Below are 21,396 nucleotides of genomic sequence, written 5' to 3'. Positions count from 1 at the left end.
AACTTCTTCGTGCTACCTCACTATGTTTCCGGCATAAACGCCCCAAATCAAGGGGCGTTTATGTCCCCCTTGCACCCCCTCCCCGTTACACCCCACAAGCGGCCCCTTAGCGGGGGGCGTGAGTTGTAAGTTTGCCTTTGGCAAACTTCGATTGATTGGCAATGCTTTATTTTGAGTTTATTATGACGTCTGACGGGGTATTTCGATTTATTTTTTGAGTTTTACTTATATTTGAAAGTGTTTAATTAATAAGAATACTCATATCTTCCTGTCTTTCTGACGAATGGGATGAGTAAGAATTCCGTATAGGCTAGTCATGTAAGCTATCAGTAAAATAAATACTATCAAAATCTTGCCTCCCTTTTTTGGGAGGTTTTGGTTTTTTAAAATCTTTTTATTTCTTTTAATTCTCTACAACAAAACTTAGAGTAGTATGATAAAAAACTTGTCAATATCTTTAAAATTTGAAAATGGTGTGTTTAGCTCTTTTTCTTGCTTTTTGGTAAAGATGTTCAATAAAACTAAAAAGATATTGAATTAGTGAATTAAAGCAATTGTTAAATTCGTGTTAAGTATTGAAATTAAGAGGGTTTGGTCCTTGAATTGTTTTCCCTATTCCGGTATGATATTTAACATGTAAATTTAGAATTATTTTAATATATATTGTAATAATTAAATGTAAATAAAAGAAAGGAATTCTATGAATAAGAAACAAAACCTCCTAGCCATAGCCCTATCTGCCTCCTTTATTATAGGGGGAGCAAATGTGGCTCAAGCTAGTGACAATACGACAGCCCCGGTTGTTGAAGAAGAACATATAAGTAGTGAGCCTGCTTCTAATGATGTTAATCAAAACAATCCGGCAAATCCTAATTCTCAAACAAAGGATGAAAAAGAGGAAGAAGAAAAGCAAACTTCATTAACAAATAATGCAAAGGCCGAGCCAGCAAAGCTTGAAATTGGTCAAGCTAGAACAGCAACTGCCCAAGGAGCTGGAGAAGCTGGAAGCCAAGCTCAAAAAGCAGATGACCTAAACTATGGTAAAGATGAAAAAGAAATAAAGGATTACAGTGGATCTGAACGTTATAAAGAAACGGATTTACAGCCGGGAGATACAAATCAGGTGCTCGGTAAAACTGATGAAAATGTAGAAAAAGACGGATTTAAATTTGAACTTAAAAACCCATCCGCAACATCACCAAGTAAGACTGAATACGGTTACCAAATTACCATAGACAAAAAGACTGGGCAAAGAACTTATACTAAGATTTATGTTACTGATTCCGGTCGTACTCCTGTAGATAAAGGTGATAAATCAATGATGGAAGAGGGAGATAAGTTAACTCCTGGATCTCCTGATGTAACATATAAACCAACAGAGAATAGTACTATGGGCGGTGTTAGAACACAAAGAAATTTAAACTACGTAGCCAGCGAAGATACTCTAAAGCACATTAATAATAAGGACAATCCTTCTACTTCTTTTGGTATGAAGGATAATTACACTCAAGACAACCCAGGTATTAAGTTTTTTGGGGATAGCTTCGCCTTAGGTTACAAGGTAAACCCATGGCCAAATGAAAATGACCAATTACAAGAATTAAAGCTAAATACAAATAACTATGATCCTAAAAAGAAATTCTTTGTCCAAGGTCAAGATATCGACACAGGCATCAAGGTAGATAATGTGGATGAAAATGCAAGAGAAAGGCTAGTGGGCCAAGTCTATAACCCTATTACAGGCAAAGTTGTACCAGGAGCAAGTGCCTATATAGGAGATGATGGCAATATCCACATCAAGATGCCAGAAGGAGCCCTAAAAAAAGACGAAAACGGCAAGACTGTCATCAATGAAGACTCAATCTTCAATACACCTGACTTTAAAGCTCTTCAAAACTTAGATGTCAAATTCTTTGCCCGTCCAAGAACAGCTGAAGAATTTAAGACTATAGCTGAAACACCTGATGATTCTGGTGAAACAGGAACCTATGTAGAAACAGGTGCAGGTACTGCCGACATAAACCATAAGGGATCTAATATAACAATTGACAAGCAAGGCATCGACCGCTACGACCACTACAACCTAATAGGTAATTTCAAGCTAAACCTCGATGATACACGCTATTACGACCAAAAGTTTGAAGATGGCAATGGTGATGATACATCTAAGGTAACATCATCAGCAGTAAAACCAGGCGAGCCATTTAAGGTAGGAATTGTAGATCCGGAAAAACCAGGTGGTACTGGTAAGTCAGCTGATGAAATGAATGCAGCTGATGAAAGGGGTGAAGCTTCTGGTAAGCTTATCATGGACTTTATCAACCGTGAAAACAAGGGTAAGGCACCAGAAGACCAATGGAAGGTAGATGTAGACCCTAAAGATATTTCTAAGTTTACAATAACTCCTCCAAAATCAGCCAAGGCAGGTGACTTTATTGCAATTCCGCTTGAGTACACCTATACCAACGGGTCAAAGGACGTCCACTGGTTCCACTTTGTAGTCCAAGAATCATCCTACATCAAGCCAGAATATGACGCTCAAGTTAACTTCCCAGTAAATGAGCAAACATCACCTGCAACAGTTACAGAAGATGGTAAGAGAATAACACCAGACCACTATAGTCTTCCAGATACTCTAGAAACTGACGAAACAGGAAATAAAATTGCTACAGATGATAAGGGAAATAAATGGACTGTAAAAGTTGATGAAAAAACAGGACAAGTTTCTGCAAAACCAGTAGACCCTACAGCATTTAACGGTGGAGAAAAACTTACAGTACCAGTTGTTGCTCACTATGTTGATGAACAAAAACCAAATGAGGACATAAAAGAAGAAGTCAATGCCTACTTCGTAATCGAAGAAAAGGCAAATATGACTGCCCGCTACAATGCTAAGGCTGGTAAGTCAGGAGATAAGCTATCTTCAGATGTTATCCTAAATACAGAAGATCACTACAACAGAAGACCAGGTAAGTTTACAATTGATTCACCAACATATACAGATGATAAGGGCAATACTTGGAATGTTTCAATCGATGAAAAAACTGGTAAGGTTACTGCCACAGTACCAAATGCCGAAGAAGGTAAGTCAGTAGACGGAGCCCTCCTAAATGTACCAGTAACAGCTCACTATTATGAAGAAGACGGTAAGCTAGAAGTAGGCACAAAGAAGACAGAAGCTCAATTTATGGCCTATGGTACAAATGGAAAAGTAGTAAAAACAGAAGAAATTCCTTTCGAAACCAAGGTAGAAAAAGATCCAAATCTTAAAAAAGGCGAAATAAAAGTCATAACCGAGGGTGAAAAAGGATCTAAGAAAGTAACCTACACTATCGAAGATTCAAAAATTACAGATACTAAAGAAGAATTAAAAGCACCACAAGAACGCTTAATCCATGTAGGTGAAGGTGTAGCAGATGGCAACCATGAAATAAAAGAAAGTTCAGAAATTGCATTTGAAACAGAAATCCAATTTGATGACTCCTTAGCTCCAGGTGAAACAAAAGTTGAGCAGGAAGGTGAGCTAGGAAAGAAAACTAGGACTACAATAATAAATATTCAAGATGGTAATGTCACAAGTACTGTAGTTGGGGACTATATAGTTAAAAAAGAGCCTGTTAAAAAGATTATCAAAGTAGGTAGAAATACCGAAGGCAAGGTAGAACACAAGGAAGAATTGCCATTTAAATATAAGGTTGAAGAAGTAGATACACTTAAAAAAGGCGAATACAAGATTGTAAAACCAGGTAAAGTTGGAACAAAAACTACAACTTGGACAATCAAAAACTCCAAAGTCGAAGGCGACCCAACTGTAACAGAAGTTGCCGCAGAAGATGCACTTATCCAAGTAGGTAAGGGAACAAATGATGGCACTCACGAAATAGTTGAAAAGAAAAATATAGATTATAAAACTGTAATCGAATACGATGAAAATCTTGATGCTGGTCAACAAGAAGTTGTTAAAGAAGGAAATCCAGGCGAACAAGAAAGAACAAACACACTTGTTATCAAGGATGGCCAAGTAACTGAAACTAAAGAAGGCGAATTTAAAACAACTAAAGAAGCAACTGATAGAGTTGTAAAAATTGGTACAAAACCAGTTACAAAAGTTGTAGAAAAACCATTTAACACAGAATATGTCTATGACGAAAACCTCCAATCTGGAAAGACAGAAGAAGTTACCCCAGGTAAAAATGGTAAAGTTACTATCACAACAACTTATGACAAAGATCAAAAGAAGGTTGTAACTTCCGAAACAGAAGAGGCTGGTCAAAATAGAGTTGTTAAAATCGGTGGTAAGACTAATGGAACTGAAAAAGTTAAGGAAGAAATTCCATTTGAAGTAGAAGTTAGAAAAGACCCATCACTTAAGAAAGGTGAATGGAAATACGCCACAGATGATGAAGGCAATGAACTAAAGGGTGAAAAGGGCGAACAAGAAAAGACCCTAACTATCGTTAATTCAAAGGTAACAGAAACATCTGAACCAAGTGTAACAAAGAAGGCTAAGAAGGCAGTAATCCTAGTCGGTGATGAAGACTTCACAGGCAAGATTAAATCTGTTGACAAAGACCCAATTCCATTTGAAACTGAAGTAACAGTTGACCCTAGCCTAAAACCAGGTGAAATTGTAGAAGATCAAAAGGGAGAGCTAGGCGAACAAGAAACTGAGCTAACAAGAGAAATTAAAAATGGTACAGCTGGTGAAGAAGTTCGTGGAGAAACAAAACGAACAAAAGAACCAGTTACAAGAAAAATTAGAGTTGGTGCAAAATCTGATGGAACTCACACTTACACCAATAAGAAACCATTTGAAGTAGAAGTAAGGGTAAACCCTGAACTTAAGAAGGGTGAACACAAGGTAGTTCAAAAAGGTGTTGAAGGTGAAGAAGAATTTACAGTAACTATCGAAAACTCTAAAGTAACAAAAACTTCAGAACCAAAAGAAACAAAAGCACCAGTTAAAGAAATTATCGAAGTGGGTAGTGATGACTTTACAGGTACTTTTGAAACTAAGAAAACTAAAGCAGTTGAATTTGAAACAGAATATATCGTAGATGAAACTCTAGAACCAGGTAAAACAGTAGTCGATAAAGAAGGAAAACTTGGTGAAGAAGAAATAACTGTAACTCATACTATCGTAAATGGAAAAGTAACTAAATCAGAAGAAAGTAAACCAATACAAACAAAAGCTCCAGAAAAGAGAATTGTAAGAGTAGGTAAGAAACCATCTGAAGGTGAAACTACAAAGACTATCGAAAGAGAAATTCCTTACGAAACTAAGGTAATCTATGACGAAAATCTTGAAGCTGGCTTCCAAAAAATCGAAAATGAAGGAAAACCAGGCAAGGAAGAAGTTACAATAACTCAAAAGATAAAAGATTCTAAGCCAGTTGGGGAAGCTACAGAGACTATAAAAACTATCACAGAAAAAGAAGATAGGGTAGTAAGAATCGGTGTTAAACCAGTTGTGAAAGAAACTGAACTTGGTAATAATACTGTGTACAGACACAACCCAGAGCTTAAAGCTGGTGAAGAAAAAGTCATCGAAGAAGGCTCTAAGGGATCTGTAAAATACACCACAACCTTCAACAAGGAAACTGGTAAGCTTGAAGTAAAAGAAGAAAGAACAGAGCCAAAGAACAAGGTCGTAGAATATGGTTCTAAGACTGATGGCGAGTTCACTTATGAAAGCGAAAAAGCTTACGATATCATCATTAAAGAAAATCCAAACCTTGAAGCTGGAAAAACTAAGGTCATCCAAGAAGGTAAGCCAGGTAAGACAGAAACTACTGTTAAGATAGAAAACAGCAAGGAAGTCTCTAGGGATACTAAGACAATCACAGAAAAACAAGATAAGATTATAGAAATCGGAACTAAAAATGTCTGTGAAATCCCACCAGTAGATCCAAAGAATCCAGATCCAAAGAATCCAGATCCAAAGAATCCGGATCCAAAGAATCCAGATCCAAAGAATCCGGATCCAAAGAATCCGGATCCAAAGAATCCAGATCCAAAGAATCCAGATCCAAAGAATCCAGATCCAGAGAATCCAGATCCAAAGGATCCTCAACCAGAAGGACCAAAGAATCCAAAAGATCCAAAACCAAATGAGCCAGGCACACCAGGTGAAAAACCAAATAAGCCAAATGAACCAGGCACACCAGGCGAGACACCAAATAGACCAAATGAGCCAGGTAAGCCAGGTAAGCCAGGTGAAGATCCTAAGACTCCAGAAAGTCCAAAGGAAAATCCAAAGACTGAGGAAAAAGGAGAAGTAAGTACTCCAGTTGCTGATGAAAAACTTGCTAAGAAAGAAAACAAGTCAACAAATCCAAAAACTGGTATAGGCTCAGTTGCACCAATAGTCACAAGCATGGGCATATCAATAGCTGGACTTCTAGCAACTAAGAAAAAGAAAAAAGAAGACTAATAAGTTTTCGATTTAAAAAGTAGGTAGGCAAAAGCCTCCTACTTTTTTCTTGGAAAATATTTAATTAAAAAGCTAAGAGCCCCTGTCATTCCGATAGAAAATTCGCCAGGCCATGACTAAAACTCTCACAAATACAAGTTTTCTAATTATAAAATATATCAACAATCCCAAATTTGCCCACAAAAAATCAGCTACCAAGCACTTGCCTGGAGCTGATTTTTCTTTAATAGGTTTTTATTTTGTTAAGTGGGTAGATTCTCATTATGGCCTCGCCTAGGAAGCTATCTTTGGATACCGGGCCAAAGTTTCTGGAGTCGTTTGATTTAACTCTATTATCTCCTACGAGGAAATATTCATCATCTCCTACAAACCAACTTGTCATTTCGCTTGTAGCTTCTGTTTCCATGCCCTCATCTAGGTAGTCTTCTTCTAGCTTTTCGTCATTTATATAAAAGCTTCCGTCTTTGATTTCGACCATATCTCCTGGTAGGCCGATTACCCTTTTGATAAAAAGCTTCCAAGGCTCGGTTGGGGAGTGGAAGATGACTATTTCACCTCTCTTATAGCCTTTATTTAGGCTTTGTGGTAGCTTATTTACGACCATGATATCACCTGTGGCGAGTGTGTGGTCCATGGAATGACCTGATACTGCTGTAAGGCCTAGGACGAAGAATTTGATGGCAAAGACTATTAGAAAGATTGCCGCAAAGCTTTTGTAAAATTCCCAAATTCTGCTAAGTAAGCCTTGTTTATTTTTATTATCTTTATTATTTTCCATATTTGTCTCCTATCTTTGGATGAAGTCAACTAAGAGGTCAAATAGGCCCTTGATTGCCTTCTCGTGAGTCCTCTCATAGCCGTGGCTTGCTGCTACACCGCATCCCACTAGGGCGTGCCTATAGTCATAATCACTTGCTACAGCAGCTGATGCATCAGATCCGTAGAATGGGTAAATATCTACTCCGTAGTCTATGCCGACCTTTTTGGCAGTGGCTATTAAATCATTTGTTAGGTCATAATTATAAGGACCTGACGAATCCTTGGCACAAATTGATACCTTAAGCTCATCGCAGGTTAGGTCATCATGGACTACTCCCATATCGACTGCGACCATATCAGAAATGCCAGCAGGGTGTCCAGCACTTGCCCCATGGCCTACTTCTTCATAGACTGTAAACATCATGTATAAAGGACGGTTTATCTTTATATCCTTATCCTTAATTTCCTTGGCTAGGGCAAGGAGGATGCCTGCTGAGGCCTTATCATCTAGGTGGCGGCTTTTGACAAAGCCATTGTCTATCCTAAATCTAGGGTCAAGGGAGATGAAGTCACCATTTTCTATGCCTAGGGCCTGAGTTTCTTCCGCAGAATGGGTGATGGCATCTATTACTACTTCCATGGTTGTGTCATCACGTTTGGCCTCTCTTGGGTCGGATGAGCCGTGGACTGCTGGATTATTTAGCCTGCATACTCCTGTGTATTCCTTGCCAGATCTGGTGTGGATGGTGACATTTTCAAATTCTACAAAATTATAAGGAAAACCACCTATTGTGGTAAGCTTTAGGGCGCCATTGGCCTTTATTGACCTAACCATAAGGCCTAAAGTATCGACATGGGCTGATAAAAGTAGGCCATTATTTCCTTCCATTTCATTTATTGGGACTATGACATTGCCCTTATTATTTGTGTAAGGCTTATAGCCTAGCTTTTCAAACTCGTCACAAAGGTATTTTGTGGCCTTCATGGTAAAGCCTGTTGGTGATGGGGTATTTACTAAATCTTTTATATAATTAGTGATTGTATTCATATTCTTCCTTTCTTTTCTCGGGTATAATCTAATATAAATACTATATTATAAATTGCGATAAAACCAAAGGAGTTTTATATGAAAAAATACTATTTTAAGGAAAAATTTTTCAAAATAACTGACAAATATTGGATTATGGATGAAAATAATGACAAGGCCTTTTATCTAGACCAGGATTTTACCTTTTTTGGCTACAGGTCAAGGGTTTATGATAGGGATATGAAGGAGGCCTTTAAGGTTGAGAGAAAAATCCTAGCCTTTTTGCCTACTTATTATGTAGATTTTAAGGATGGCGGCCAAATGACTATCAAGTCTAGGCTAAGTTTTTTGAGAAGAAAGGTTGATATAGAGACAGATTTTGGGACCATTAATCTTAAGGGATCTATTTGGGATTATAATTTTGATATAAGCCTTGATGGGAAAAAGATTGGGGAGATTTCTAAGGTATTTTTCGCCATGACTGACCAGTACGAGCTAAGGGTCCTAGATGAGGACTATACTGAAGCCATGCTTGCCCTTGTAATATGTTTAAATAATATCAAGGACAGCGAAGCGGCTGCAGCTGCAAATTCTGCTAACAACTAGGAGGACTTATGATATTTATCTTAGCGGGGGTTTTTGCCCTCTTAGGTCTTTATAACCTCTATCTTTTTTCAGGGATTGAAATTAGGGTTAAATTTACCAAGGTAGACTTGGCTGTATATCTAATGATGCTAGTCATGTTTGCCATCTACCAATGGGTTTTTAAGCCTTATATTATAAACACCTTAGCCATTGGCCTTGCTATAATTTTTTGGAACTATTCGGGCATAATTGCCAGGGGCTTTAGCAAGGATTTTCTTTATACCAATAAGCTAAATCCCTTTTTAAATAAAAAAGTAAGCCTTGATGAGATTAAGTCTGTGACCCTGTCAAGAGCTGAGAAAAACCTCCTATTGATAGTAAATTTCAAGGAGGCCAACGCCCAGGATAATATGAGATTTGCCTATAAGAAGGAAAAGGACCTTATTAAACTTCTCAAGGGGCAAAAAGTAAATGTGATTAATTAGAAAAACAAAACACCTAGAAGGAGCAAAGTCCTTAGCTAGGTGTTTTTGTTTTAAATTTTAGCGGCCGCCGCCACCTCCACCACCGAAGGATCCGCCGCCTCCGCCTACTGATGTGGCACCGCCAAAGCCGGCATTTGAAAAGCCGGTGGCCTCACCATAAGATTGGTTGATGGATTTTGAAAAACCTCTGGAGTTTGTAAATAAATATGGGTAGTAGATGAAATTATTCATATAATAGTCATCTCTTTCTACTATTTTTTCAAAGCTTTCTCCAAGCCCTAGGATTTGGGCATAGATTAGAAAGTCCTTCCACTTAGGCATCTCTTCTTGGCTTTTTTCTCCAACAAGCTCGTAAGATGCAAGGTAATTTTTAAACTTGCATAGGTCTTCATAAAGAGCGATGCCCTTTTGTGTTAACCTTAGCTCTGTCCCTGTCCTTGATGAAGATAGGAAGCTCTTTTCGTACTCATAGTCTTCGATGTAGCCTTTTTCCTTGAGGGTCGCAAGAGAAAGGTCTTCTAGGTCCTCATAGAAATTATCGAGGGCGTCCTTGTTTTTTTCTAGATATTTTTGATATGCATAGTCTGTTAGATAGCCATCATGACTTCTTAGACTTGCCTTATAGAGGGTGTCGAAATATTTGCCCTCAAGGGCTCCCATATTGTCGGGTTTTTCTAGGATTTTAATTTTCTTTTCAGACACTAGGCCATACTTATCCTCTCCCAGGTCGATTTTTTTAGCAAGGGCCCATTTGAGGATGAAGGCATTTACATAGTCTTCGGCTAGACTTATGGAATTGATGTAGGTCTTTTCTATAATAAAGGCCAAGTCTTCGATGTGGCCATCATAAGGGATATCTTTTAAATATTCCCTGCCAAAGTCCTTTGGCTTTCTTAAATCTTTGAGATTTGTTATTCTTTTTTCAGAAAATGATAACTTAGCGGCACGGATTCCTGCAAAGGCTCCTGCTAATCCAAGGGCACTAGCAAGACCTATTAGAATTTTGGCCCAAACTGGCATTGGTGGCTTGTAGGCCTTGCCTTGGTTTTCTTCCCATTTAGAGCCCTTCACAGCCTGGTCGGCATAATCTTTGAAATTCTTATCTTCCCTGTAGGAAGTAGCAAAGGTCCCCTTTGGAAATTTGATCATGACTGTGGCATAGTCAATGCCTCCAGTAGAATTAAGTTCTATGACCCCGTCCTTATTTTCTATATTGCCCTTAAGGCCAAAGCCCCAAAACTTCACATCCCTTTCTATTGGCTTGTAGGAGGCGATTTTGATATTTACTTTTTCTGGCATGGGATCAAAATCATCTCCCACAAATTTGAAAAAGACCATGTCAGCATCATTTAGGCCGATAGCTAGGGGGCTTATCTTATATTTTAAGTCGTAGACATTATCCTCATACTTGCTTATGCCCCAGCAAAGCTCGTATCCATCGTCTTTTTGGACTGTGCCGTAGCGGAAGGCCTTTTCTTCAAAGGACTTGTCCACATCCCAAGGATCGGCTTTTTCAAAATCCTTGCCAAAGGCTGAGACGGAAAAATCTTCGATTTTAAGGCCCCTTAAGTTATTTATGGCCTTGTATCTTTCTGTATAGTCTGTGTCATTTTCATCTATATGCCAAGTTTCTTTTATAGAGCCGATTCCCTTTTCATCGAGCTTTGCCTCTATATTTATTTCCTTAAATTCATCTGCCAAGGCCTCTTTGGGCAGGAAAATCATTAGGCTTAGGGCTAAAATTGTGAGTATCTTTTTCATGGTCATCCTTTCTTTGTGTCTTCTTATATATTATTTTACCCAGAATGAAAATTTTTGTATTAATTTTTAACAAATAGCCTTTGACAAATCGCTAAAAAACTGTAGAATTTAGCTAGTTACTCCCTTTTCTTTTTATAAAAAGGGCTTTGTTTAGGAGTTAATATGGAAAAGAATTTTTTATCCAAAATATATGACAATATAACCCACAACCCGCCTATGGTCCTTACCCTGGGCTTTGCCATTGTGATTACAATCGGAGCTTTGCTATTAAGGATGCCATTTTTTTCTCGTAGTGGTAATGAAACGAGCCTTATTGATGCCTTATTCGTGGCAGCTTCTGCTTCTTGTGTTACAGGGCTTACCCCTGTCAATACCTTAGAGCATTGGAATTCTTACGGTCATCTTCTACTTATTGTCCTTATCCAAATCGGGGGCCTTGGGGTGATGAGTATTACTTCAATGATTCCTCTAATTTTGGGCAAGAAAATTGGCCTAAGTTCTAGGCAAATTCTAAAAGAACAGCTCAATGTCGAAAGTCTGGAGGGCATGATTGCCTTATTTAAGTATGTGCTTTTCTTCTCTTTTGGGGTGGAGCTAATCGGGGCTATGATTTTAGCTATCAGATTTGTGCCGATTTTTGGTATAGCTAAGGGTCTATGGTATGCGATTTTTCACTCTATATCAGCCTTTTGTAATGCTGGCTTTGATATTTTGGGCGATAGTATTTATCCTTTTAGGGATGATTTGCTTGTAAATTCCACCCTTTGTGGCCTGGTTATTATCGGTGGTCTTGGCTTTGTGGTGACAAGTGAGCTTTTTAGGAGGAGGTCTTTTGAAAAGATTTCAACCCACTCTAAGCTTGTCCTAAGCCTTACAGCTATCCTTCTAGCTGTGGGTACCCTTGGATTTTTCATACTTGAAAAGGACGGGGGAGTCCTTGTCGGGGAAAGCTTTAAAGCTTCTCTTACAGAATCCTTCTTCCAATCCACTGTAGCAAGGACGGCAGGATTTTATTCGGTTAAGCTTGAAAATATCAAGGATTCTACAGCGCTTCTTTTGGCAGGCCTTATGTTTATAGGTGGATCTCCAGGATCTACTGCAGGGGGGATCAAGACTACAACCTTTGGCGTCCTCATCCTTTCAACTATTGCCGTTATTAGGGGTGAAGATGAGCCGGTTTTATTTAAAAGACACATAGGAGAAGAAACAGTAAGAAAGGCCCTTGCTATCTTTGCTGTTTCTGTGACAATTATCATTTCTGTAAGCTTTATCCTTACCATTACAGAAAAGGCAGGCCTTGTGGAAATTTTCTATGAGACCGTATCAGCCCTTGCCACAGTAGGAGCCAGCATGGGAATAACCTCGAATCTTTCAAATATTGGCAAGATTTTAATAACCATTTGTATGTACCTAGGCAGGATTGGCCCAATGACCATGGCCTTTGCCTTTGGTATGAAGACTAGAAAATCACTAATCAGATATCCAGAAAGTTTTATATCTATAGGATAAAGGAGTAAATATGAAAAATGTTATCGTACTAGGTCTAGGCAGGTTTGGCTCTGCCCTAGCCCGCAAGCTATCAGAAAAAAATATAGAGGTCATGGCTGTAGATATGGACTATAACAAGATCCAAAAGCTAGCAGACGATGTGGCCTATACCGCCCAAGCAGACATCACAGACCCTGATGCCCTAAATGAATTGGGAATCAAAAACTTTGATATAGCTATAATTGCTACAGGATCAAATCTTGAATCAAGTATAGAGGCGACCCTTCTTTGCAAGGATGCCGGTATTGAAACTGTAATTTCTAAGGCTACATCCCTTGTTCAGGCTAGAATTCTTAAGAAAATTGGGGCAGACAGGATAATTTTCCCGGAAAGAGATAGTGGGGAAAGGCTTGCAAGGCTTATTTCTGGATCAAATCTTATGGAATTTATCCAATTTTCAAATAAATTTTCTATGGCCGAGGTCAAGGCTCACGAGACTTGGGTTGGCAAGAGTCTAAAGGATTTGGACTTTAGAAATAAGTTTGACCTAAATGTGGTGGCCTTTGAGAGAAATGGCGATATGATCGTATCTCCTCGCCCTGATGAGGTTATAGAAGAATACGACCTCCTTGTAATAATTGGAGAAAATAAAGACATAGAAAAAATCGAAGAATGTGATAATTAGGAAAACGAAAGCTTTTATGCAAAGAGCATGGATTAAATATGAAAAAAAATTCATGAAATAGTTTGCATAAGATAAAATTTGTGTTATAATAATAGCAGCTATCAAATTAGCTAGGTTTTTCATTATTAATTCCTTTATGTTTTCCCTTATGAAAACAAGGACTAACTTATTCTTTTCTATGTGAAGGGTCCCTTATGGGGCCCTTTTCATATTGAATAAATCTTTTAAAAAACATTTTCTTATGTTATAATAATATCGTAATCTTCTATTAGGGGGAATTTATGAAAATACTTGTAATAGATGCCCAGGGCGGAGGTCTTGGCAAAGAGCTTATAACAAAATTAAGGGCCCGCCACAAAGACCTTGATATAACTTGTGTTGGGACAAATTCTCTAGCCACAAGCGCCATGCTAAAGGCTGGGGCAAATAGGGGAGCTACTGGAGAAAACCCAGTAGTGGTAAATGCAGCTAAGGCTGATATAATCCTAGGACCGATCGGGATTATGCTCACCAATTCCCTATATGGAGAAATCACAGAAAAGATAAGCCAGGCTGTATCCTTATCGCCTGCTATCAAAATCTTAATTCCCTTTAGGCATGATGACAATATCATAGTCGGAATTACTGACTATTCGATTAAAAAACTTGTCGACCTTGCCATGATAGAAGTTGAAAAGAATTTATAAAATGCAGGAAGCATTTTAGGTCGCAGAAGTGGCCGGGATAAGAATATCCAAACTCCCTCGCTAAAGAGGGGCAAATATTTAAGCAATTATACTAAGAAGGTATAGGAAACTCAGACGGGCTACCTATGCCTATTTTTATTGTAAAAGGAGAATTTATGAAGAAAATACTAGGAAAAGTCGTTGGTCTTTTGGCCCTAAGCCTTGCACTCACAGCTTGTGGGGCTTCTAAAGATGAAAGTAAGACTGAGACAAAGACAGAAACAAAGACACAAGTAGAAACAAGCCATCCAAAGGATGAACTAATACTTGGCATCGGCTCTGAGCCGGAAAAGGGCTTTGACCCAATCCATGAGGCAAGCCATTCATCAAGCTTACTTTTCCACTCATCCCTACTTAAGAGAGACTTGGATTTAAATATAGTAAATGATTTGGCAGAAGATTATAAAATCTCAGATGATAAGCTTACATACACAGTCACCCTCAAAGACGGTCTTAAATTTTCTGACGGCACAGATCTAACAGCTGATGATGTAGTATTTTCCTATAACAAGGCCAAGGAAGAAAATACAGCTGGCATCAACCTCACCCGTTTCATAAAGGCTGAAAAAGTCGACGATAAGACGGTAAATCTTATCCTAGAAAAGCCAGACATTTCCTTTACAACCACCATGGCATCTCTTGGAATTGTAGGCAAGGACAAATACAAGGAAGGCTATGGGGAAAATCCTGTAGGCTCTGGTCCTTTTAAGCTTGTCGAATGGAAAAAGGGCCAAGAGATGATAGTAGCGCCAAATGAATATTATTATGGTGATGCGGTCCCATTTAAGAAAGTGACCTTCATTTTCTTTAAGGATGATGACGCAGCCCTTGCTACAGCCAAGGAGGGCCTTTGCGATATTATTAGAATCCCTTACACAGCCAAGGATATGGAAGCAGAAGGCTTCCACCAGCTTTCAGTCAAAACCGTAGATAATAGGGGAATCTCCCTTCCAGTTGTAAAAGATACAGGAGATGTCACAGACGATAAGACCCTAGCCCCAGGTGCACCAATTGGAAATGACGTTACAAGCGATATAGCTATAAGAAAGGCTTTAAATATAGCCATGGATAGGCAAGAGATAATAGATCATGTCCTAAATGGCGAAGCTACCAAGGCTACATCCATAGCAGATGGTCTTCCTTGGTATAATGAGGAGACTGCTGATATAAAAGATGGAGATACAGAAGCTGCCAAGCAAATCCTAGACGAGGCAGGTTGGAAAGAGGGCGCTGACGGCATCAGGGAAAAGGACGGAGTGAAAGCCAAATTTGACCTCTACTATGCCTACCAAGATAGGGAAAATCTCGCGGTATATTTCGCTGAAAAGGCTAAGGAAATTGGCATCGATGTAAATCCAATCTATGGAGACTGGGACTTTTTTGCAGATAAGATGTATAGCCAGGCAGTCCTCTTTGGTTGGGGCGGCTACGACCCACTAGATATGTATTACTCCTACGCTTCTAAATTTAGGGGCTATGACTATTACAATACTAATTTCTATGCTAATGAAAGGGTTGATAAATATTTTGAAGATGGCCTTTCAGCAGATAACTTGGAAGACTTTTATGACAATTTCAAAAAGGCCCAATGGGATGGAGAGAATGGATTTTCTTGGAAGGGTGATTGTCCTTGGGTATGGCTGGTAAATGAAAACCACTTATATCTTGTAAGAGATGGGCTAGAGCTTGGAAAGACAAAGATTGAGCCACATTCATCTCGCTACACCCTTATAGATTCTATAGCCAATTGGAAATGGGAATAAGATGGGGAAGAAAATTTTAAGGGAGCTTGTCACCTTTATTCTTTTCATTCTGGCAGTATCCTTTATAAGTTTTTTGCTTTTGGACCTATCGCCAATTGACCCCATAGCCTCCTTTGCCAGGGCTAAGGGAAGTGGGCTTGATCAAAGTCAAAAGGCAGCCCTAATTGCCAAGTGGGGCCTTGATAAGCCCCTTTTTGAAAGATACCTAAGCTGGCTTGCCAATCTTGTTAGGGGAGATTTGGGGATTTCAAATATTTATAATAGAGAGGTTATTGCCATAATAAAAGAGGGCTTTGCCAATTCTTTTGTGCTGATGGCCCTAGCTTGGATTTTGCAAGGGGTCTTGGGTATTTTCCTAGGTCTTGTGGCAGGGGCAAATATAGGTAGCCTTAGGGATAAATTTATCAAGGCCTATGCCATTATTTTTGCATCTACCCCTAGCTTTTGGCTGGGCCTGGTCCTTATTATGATTTTTTCCCTCAAGCTTAAGCTTTTCCCAGCTTCTATGGGCTCTCCTGTGGGAGTTTTGACAGAAGATATATCATTTGCAGATAGGCTCTACCATATGGTTTTGCCTTGTCTTTGCTTAAGTTTGGTTGGGACTTCAAACATAATCCTCCACACCAGGGCCAAGACTGAAGATATCTTAAATGAGGATTATATCACCTACGCCAGGGCTCGTGGGATGAGAAAGAGAGAAATTATTAACAAGTATGCCCTTAAGAATTTGATCTTGCCGGGCCTTAGCCTGCTCTTTACTTATTTTTCGGAGCTTTTTTCTGGGACCATACTTGTTGAAAATGTCTTCAACTATCCAGGCATCGGGTCTTTGACTGTAGAAGCTGGCCTTAGGTCTGATGCACCACTTCTTTTGGGTCTGGTCCTTTTTTCTTCGATATTTGTCTATCTGGGTAATAGGCTTTGGGATTTAATTTTGCCAAGGCTAGACGTAAGACTAGGAGGGGCCTATGAATAGGAAATTAATCGGAAAATCTCCAATGAGCCTTAGAAAAAAGACCTTGATAGAGATTGGCCTTGCCATATTATTTGTGGCCTTTATCTTTATCAGAGGGGCAATGATTAATGAAGGAGACCTATCAATTGATTTTGCAAATAAATTACAAGGGCCGAGCCTTTCCCACATTTTTGGGACAGACCAAACTGGCAGGGACATGTATTTAAGGACAATCAAGGGCCTTGCTACTTCCATACAGATTGGCTTTTTGGGTTCTCTTTCAGCTCTTCTTGTGGCAAGTGTCTTTGCTCTTTTCTTAAGCTTTGGCAATAAGTATCTGGATAAGGTCATTAACTTTATAATTGACCTAAGCCTGTCCATTCCCCACATGATGGTCCTAATCCTTGTGGCAATCGCCGCAGGCAGGGGCCTTAGGGGCGTGATTTTAGGAATTGGTCTTACTCACTGGACAGGCCTTACCAGGCTTTTGAGGGGAGAAATCCTTGCTCTTAAGGATGAAAATTATATAAAGATATCAAGGGCAATGGGTAAGTCGAGGCTTTATATTTTTAAAAACCACATCCTGCCAAAGATTTTCCCGCAGATGCTTGTAGGACTTATTTTGCTATTTCCCCACGCCATCCTTCATGAGTCAGCCATTTCCTTTCTGGGCTTTGGCCTTTCCCTATCCAGTCCATCCATAGGTATAATCTTATCAGAATCGATGAAATACCTTATAGGTGGGTCATGGCATCTGGCCTTTTTCCCAGGGCTTTTGCTTTGCTTTTTGGTTTTTGCCATAAATAGGCTGGGTGAAGATGTCAAACATTTGCTAGATCCTTACTCATATCACAGGTGATTTTATGAATATATTAGAAGTTAAAAATTTAAATGTAGCCTTTGACCAATACACCAGGGGCCTTAGGCGAAGAAGGCTTGATATAATAAAAAATCTGAGCCTAGATGTAAGGGAAGGAGAGATTATGGCAATTTTTGGGGCATCAGGCTCTGGGAAAAGCCTCTTAGCTTCCGCCATCCTCGGACTTTTGCCCTACAATGGCTTAAGCGAGGGAGAAATCTTTTATAAGGGGCAAATCTTAGACCAAGATCTTTTGGAAAAAGTCAGGGGCAGGGAAATATTTTTCATTCCCCAGTCAATCACATCCCTTAACCCACTTTTAAAAACCAAGGACCAGGCAAGGATGACCCTAGCAAGGGATGATTATCATAAACAAAGACAGGTCTACCAGTCCTTTGGCCTGGGGAGTGATGTTGATGATATGTATCCAAGAGAGCTTTCTGGTGGCATGGCTAGGAGGGTTCTTGTAAGTGATGCGATCTTAAGCGGGGCAGATTTTATAATTGCAGATGAGCCGACCCCTGGCATGGATAAGGAGGCTACTGATGAGATTGTCAGCTATTTTAAAAAGATGAAGGAAGCTGGCAAGACCATCCTTCTTATAAGCCACGACATAAATATGGCTTTGTCATGTGCCGATAGGATTGGGATTTTTTATGATGGAGAGATTATAGAAGTTGGGGATAGGTCCGCCTTTGCTAATAAGGGGGCAGGTCTAGCCAATCCCTATTCTAAAAGGCTCATAAGGGCCCTGCCTGAAAATGGCATGGACTTAGATAGGATAGAAAATGATTGAAGTAAAGAATTTGTCCTTTTCCTATGATGGGAAGAGGGATATTATAAAAAACTGTAGCCTCACGCTAGAGAGGGGTGAGGTCTTGGGCCTTGTGGCCCCATCAGGTTATGGCAAGTCGACTCTTGGTAAACTTATGGCAGGCTACATAAAAGCCCCAAGGGGGACTGTTCTTGTGGATGGCAAGGACATCAGAGACCTTAAGGGCTTTCTGCCAGTCCAGATGGTCCACCAAAATCCAGAGAAAAATGTAAATGTCACTTGGAAGGTGGGAAAGATTTTAAATGAAGGCTGGCAAGTGACTGGCGAAATAAAAGAGGCCTTTGGCATCAGGGAACAGTTTCTAGACAAGTTTCCCGTAGAGCTATCAGGCGGCGAACTCCAAAGGATTTGCCTGTCAAGAGTCATGGGAGATTCTTGTAAGTACCTAATAGCAGATGAAGTCACAAGTATGCTAGATACTATAAACCAGGCTGAAATTTGCAGGATTTTGCTAGACTTTGCTAAAAATAAAAAGGTTGGAATCCTCTTCATTTCCCATAATAAGGCCCTTCTAGACCTAATTGCCGACAGGATAATCGACCTTAGAGATATAAATAAGGAAAGCTACGACAGAAAATAAGATGTTGTGGCTTTTTTTATGATTTAAAAGGCAATTAAAAAAATACTGCAAAGTTTTAAAAAATATGTTAAAATATAGTTAATAAAACTTTATGGACACAAAAGGAGTAAATTATGGCAAAAAATTTCAGAGGCAAATCATTTCTAAAACTTCTTGATTTCTCATCAGCAGATATCAGATACCTTTTAGACCTAGCAAAAAACTTCAAAGACATGAAAAGAGCTGGAGTTCCTCACAGATATCTTGAGGGCAAAAATATAGCAATCATCTTTGAAAAAACATCTACAAGGACCAGATGTTCTTTCGAAGTAGGGGCTTATGACCTAGGCATGGGAGTAACCTACCTTGATCCAACAGGTTCACAAATGGGCCACAAGGAATCTGTTGCCGATACAGCCAGAGTCCTAGGCAGAATCTATGACGGTATAGAATTTAGGGGCTTTAAGCAAGAACACGTCGAAGAGCTTGCAAAATACTCAGGAGTCCCAGTATGGAACGGTCTTACTGACCAGTGGCACCCAACCCAAATGCTAGCCGATGTCCTAACAATCGAAGAGCATTTTGGTTATTCTAAGGGCCTTAAGTTCGTATATTTCGGCGATGCTAGAAATAATATGGCAAATTCCCTAATGGTAGTTTGTGCAAAACTAGGTATAAATTTTGTAGCCTGCGCTCCAAAAGAGCTCTTCCCAGAAGAATGGCTAGTTGAAGAATGCAAGAAAATTGCGAAAGAAAACTTCTCAACAGTTACCCTTACAGAAGATGTCAAAGAAGCAGCTACAAATGCTGATGTAATATACACAGATGTCTGGGTATCAATGGGTGAGCCAGCTGAAGAATGGGAAAAGAGAATCAAAATCCTTAAACCTTACCAAGTCACTAAAGAGATCATGGCCATGGCAAACAAAGAAGCCATCTTCCTCCACTGCCTACCAGCCTTCCACGACAAGGAAACCAAGGTCGGCAAGGAAATCTTTGAAAAATATGGTCTTGACTCAATCGAAGTTACAGATGAAGTCTTTGAATCAAAACAATCCCTAGTCTTTGACGAAGCAGAAAACAGGATGCACACCATAAAAGCAGTAATGTATGCAACACTTTGCTAGCTAGCAAAAATCACCTGGCCCTAGGATGATCCTAGAGCTGGGTTTTGTTTTAAGAAACTTAGGAAGAGTCTTTAGCTAATTTTCCTAGTTTTTGGCCATATGATTGGTATGGTAGAAGTAGTCTAATAAATTTAAAAGAGAATAGACGATAATAATCGTTAATTAAACCTCTACATAAGGAAATAAGATGGACAAGCTTGATGTAAATAAAAATATAAAAAAAGATATAAGCGCCGAGGTCTTTATATTTTTGGGCCTCTTTCTGGGACTTTTTATCTATATGGCAAATATAATGGGTGGGACAAACATGGTCAAGACCATGATGCTCACCTCCTTTGACCTCTTGATGAATGTATGCTTCTACCTGATGGCGGTGGCAGTACTTGCAGGGGGCCTATCAGCAATTTTTTCAGAATTTGGGGTAATTGCCCTGGTAAATAAAATCCTTTCTAAGCTCATGGGTCCTATTTATGACCTACCAGGAGCAAGCTCTCTAGGAGTTTTATCCTGCTTTATGTCTGATAACCCAGCCATCCTCACCTTGGCTAGGGATGATAATTTTAGGATGTATTTTAAAAAATACCAGATGCCAGCCCTAACCAACCTAGGCACAGCCTTTGGCATGGGCCTTATCACAGTCACATCTATGATGGCACTGCCTGTTGAGGCCTCCCTAAAGGCGGCCATGGTAGGCCTACTGGGGGCAGTTTGCGGATCAGTTGTATCGGTAAGGCTTATGATTAGAAAGACCAAAAAATATTACGGGACAGAAGAGATGGTAGAAACCAAGTCGGTCAAAGCCATCCCTGCTGGCTTTAGGCAGGTAAGAGAGGGCTCTGTCGGCTCTAGATTTATCACAGCCCTCCTTGATGGGGGCAGGGTCGGAGTAGACATGGGAGTGGCTATAATTCCTGGAGTTTGCCTAATCTGTACCCTAGTAATTATGCTAACAAATGGGGCAGGAGCAAATGGCTATACAGGCGAGGCCAACCAAGGCATAGCCCTCTTGCCAGTAATCGGTGAGAAATTATCCTTTATAATAAATCCAATTTTTGGCTTTAAAAGCCCAGAAGCCATAGCCGTTCCAATCACAGCCCTAGGCTCAGCCGGTGCTGCCATAGGTCTTGTAGCAGATATGGCAGGCAGGGGAATAATTTCAGGCAATGACATAGCAGTTTTCACATCTATATGCATGTGCTGGTCAGGCTATCTATCAACCCACATAGCCATGATGGATGCTCTAGATACCAAGGAAATGACAGGCAATGCCATAATTTGTCACACCATAGGCGGTCTATGTGCAGGATTTTTTGCCCATTTGCTTTGGACTTTGCTTGCCTTCTTGTAAGA

16 protein-coding genes are annotated in these 21,396 nt (G+C 39.6%); 13 read left to right on the top strand and 3 right to left on the bottom strand.

Annotated features, from left to right (window positions below):
* Positions 1-700: 700 nt before the first annotated feature.
* The gene (locus NH286_RS04115; RefSeq protein ID WP_265237126.1) at positions 701-6,433 is read left to right on the top strand and encodes a G5 domain-containing protein; all 5,733 of its coding nucleotides are present in this window, start codon (positions 701-703) and stop codon (positions 6,431-6,433) included.
* A gap of 223 nt (positions 6,434-6,656) precedes the next feature.
* Here NH286_RS04115 and lepB read toward each other — a convergent pair whose 3' ends face one another.
* Together lepB and NH286_RS04105 are read right to left on the bottom strand one after the other, a co-directional pair.
* A complete protein-coding gene (lepB, locus tag NH286_RS04110; RefSeq protein WP_265237124.1) occupies positions 6,657-7,211 on the bottom strand; it encodes a signal peptidase I in 555 nt (184 codons plus the stop codon).
* A gap of 9 nt (positions 7,212-7,220) precedes the next feature.
* Positions 7,221-8,240: a M42 family metallopeptidase gene (locus tag NH286_RS04105; protein ID WP_265237122.1), complete on the bottom strand. Its 1,020-nt coding sequence runs from the start codon at positions 8,238-8,240 to the stop codon at positions 7,221-7,223.
* A gap of 78 nt (positions 8,241-8,318) precedes the next feature.
* Between NH286_RS04105 and NH286_RS04100 the strand changes: the two genes are divergently transcribed.
* A complete protein-coding gene (locus tag NH286_RS04100; protein WP_265237120.1) occupies positions 8,319-8,825 on the top strand; it encodes an LURP-one-related/scramblase family protein in 507 nt (168 codons plus the stop codon).
* An 8-nt stretch (positions 8,826-8,833) separates the two neighbouring features.
* On the top strand, positions 8,834-9,289 hold the full coding sequence (locus NH286_RS04095; protein WP_265237118.1) for a hypothetical protein: 456 nt from the start codon (positions 8,834-8,836) through the stop codon (positions 9,287-9,289).
* Positions 9,290-9,346: 57 nt separating this feature from the next.
* Here the strand turns inward: NH286_RS04095 and NH286_RS04090 are convergent, their stop codons facing one another.
* On the bottom strand, positions 9,347-11,050 hold the full coding sequence (locus NH286_RS04090) for a DUF2207 domain-containing protein (protein ID WP_265237116.1): 1,704 nt from the start codon (positions 11,048-11,050) through the stop codon (positions 9,347-9,349).
* Between the two features lie 162 nt (positions 11,051-11,212).
* On the opposite strand from NH286_RS04090, the gene NH286_RS04085 reads away from it, so the two are divergent.
* From NH286_RS04085 to NH286_RS04040, 10 genes are all read left to right on the top strand, one after another.
* On the top strand, positions 11,213-12,559 hold the full coding sequence (locus NH286_RS04085; RefSeq protein ID WP_265237090.1) for a TrkH family potassium uptake protein: 1,347 nt from the start codon (positions 11,213-11,215) through the stop codon (positions 12,557-12,559).
* 10 nt (positions 12,560-12,569) lie between these two features.
* Positions 12,570-13,223: a potassium channel family protein gene (locus NH286_RS04080; protein ID WP_265237088.1), complete on the top strand. Its 654-nt coding sequence runs from the start codon at positions 12,570-12,572 to the stop codon at positions 13,221-13,223.
* Positions 13,224-13,504: 281 nt separating this feature from the next.
* On the top strand, positions 13,505-13,909 hold the full coding sequence (locus NH286_RS04075; RefSeq protein ID WP_265237086.1) for a DUF3842 family protein: 405 nt from the start codon (positions 13,505-13,507) through the stop codon (positions 13,907-13,909).
* A 155-nt stretch (positions 13,910-14,064) separates the two neighbouring features.
* Entirely contained in the window at positions 14,065-15,711 is a 1,647-nt protein-coding gene (locus tag NH286_RS04070) for an ABC transporter substrate-binding protein (protein WP_265237084.1), read from the top strand.
* 1 nt (position 15,712) lies between these two features.
* Positions 15,713-16,687 (top strand): ABC transporter permease, encoded by a 975-nt coding sequence (locus NH286_RS04065; RefSeq protein ID WP_265237082.1) that lies wholly within the window; start codon positions 15,713-15,715, stop codon positions 16,685-16,687.
* Positions 16,680-17,525 (top strand): ABC transporter permease, encoded by an 846-nt coding sequence (locus tag NH286_RS04060; RefSeq protein ID WP_265237080.1) that lies wholly within the window; start codon positions 16,680-16,682, stop codon positions 17,523-17,525. Before NH286_RS04065 ends, NH286_RS04060 begins: the two co-directional genes overlap by 8 nt.
* Positions 17,526-17,529: 4 nt before the next feature.
* Positions 17,530-18,321: an ATP-binding cassette domain-containing protein gene (locus NH286_RS04055; protein ID WP_265237078.1), complete on the top strand. Its 792-nt coding sequence runs from the start codon at positions 17,530-17,532 to the stop codon at positions 18,319-18,321.
* Complete coding sequence (locus tag NH286_RS04050; protein WP_106461358.1) at positions 18,314-18,940, top strand: ABC transporter ATP-binding protein; 627 nt, start codon at positions 18,314-18,316, stop codon at positions 18,938-18,940. The genes NH286_RS04055 and NH286_RS04050 overlap by 8 nt, the downstream gene beginning before the upstream one ends.
* Before the next feature lie 113 nt (positions 18,941-19,053).
* A complete protein-coding gene (gene argF, locus NH286_RS04045; protein ID WP_106461359.1) occupies positions 19,054-20,046 on the top strand; it encodes an ornithine carbamoyltransferase in 993 nt (330 codons plus the stop codon).
* Between the two features lie 187 nt (positions 20,047-20,233).
* The gene (locus tag NH286_RS04040) at positions 20,234-21,394 is read left to right on the top strand and encodes a hypothetical protein (RefSeq protein WP_106461360.1); all 1,161 of its coding nucleotides are present in this window, start codon (positions 20,234-20,236) and stop codon (positions 21,392-21,394) included.
* Positions 21,395-21,396: the final 2 nt, after the last annotated feature.

It is taken from the genome of Anaerococcus sp. NML200574 (genome assembly GCF_026131665.1).
GTDB classification, from domain to species: Bacteria; Bacillota; Clostridia; order Tissierellales; family Peptoniphilaceae; genus Anaerococcus; species Anaerococcus kampingae.
Note: the sequence above shows the minus strand (reverse complement) of the source record. Positions and strands in the feature narration are given on the sequence as shown.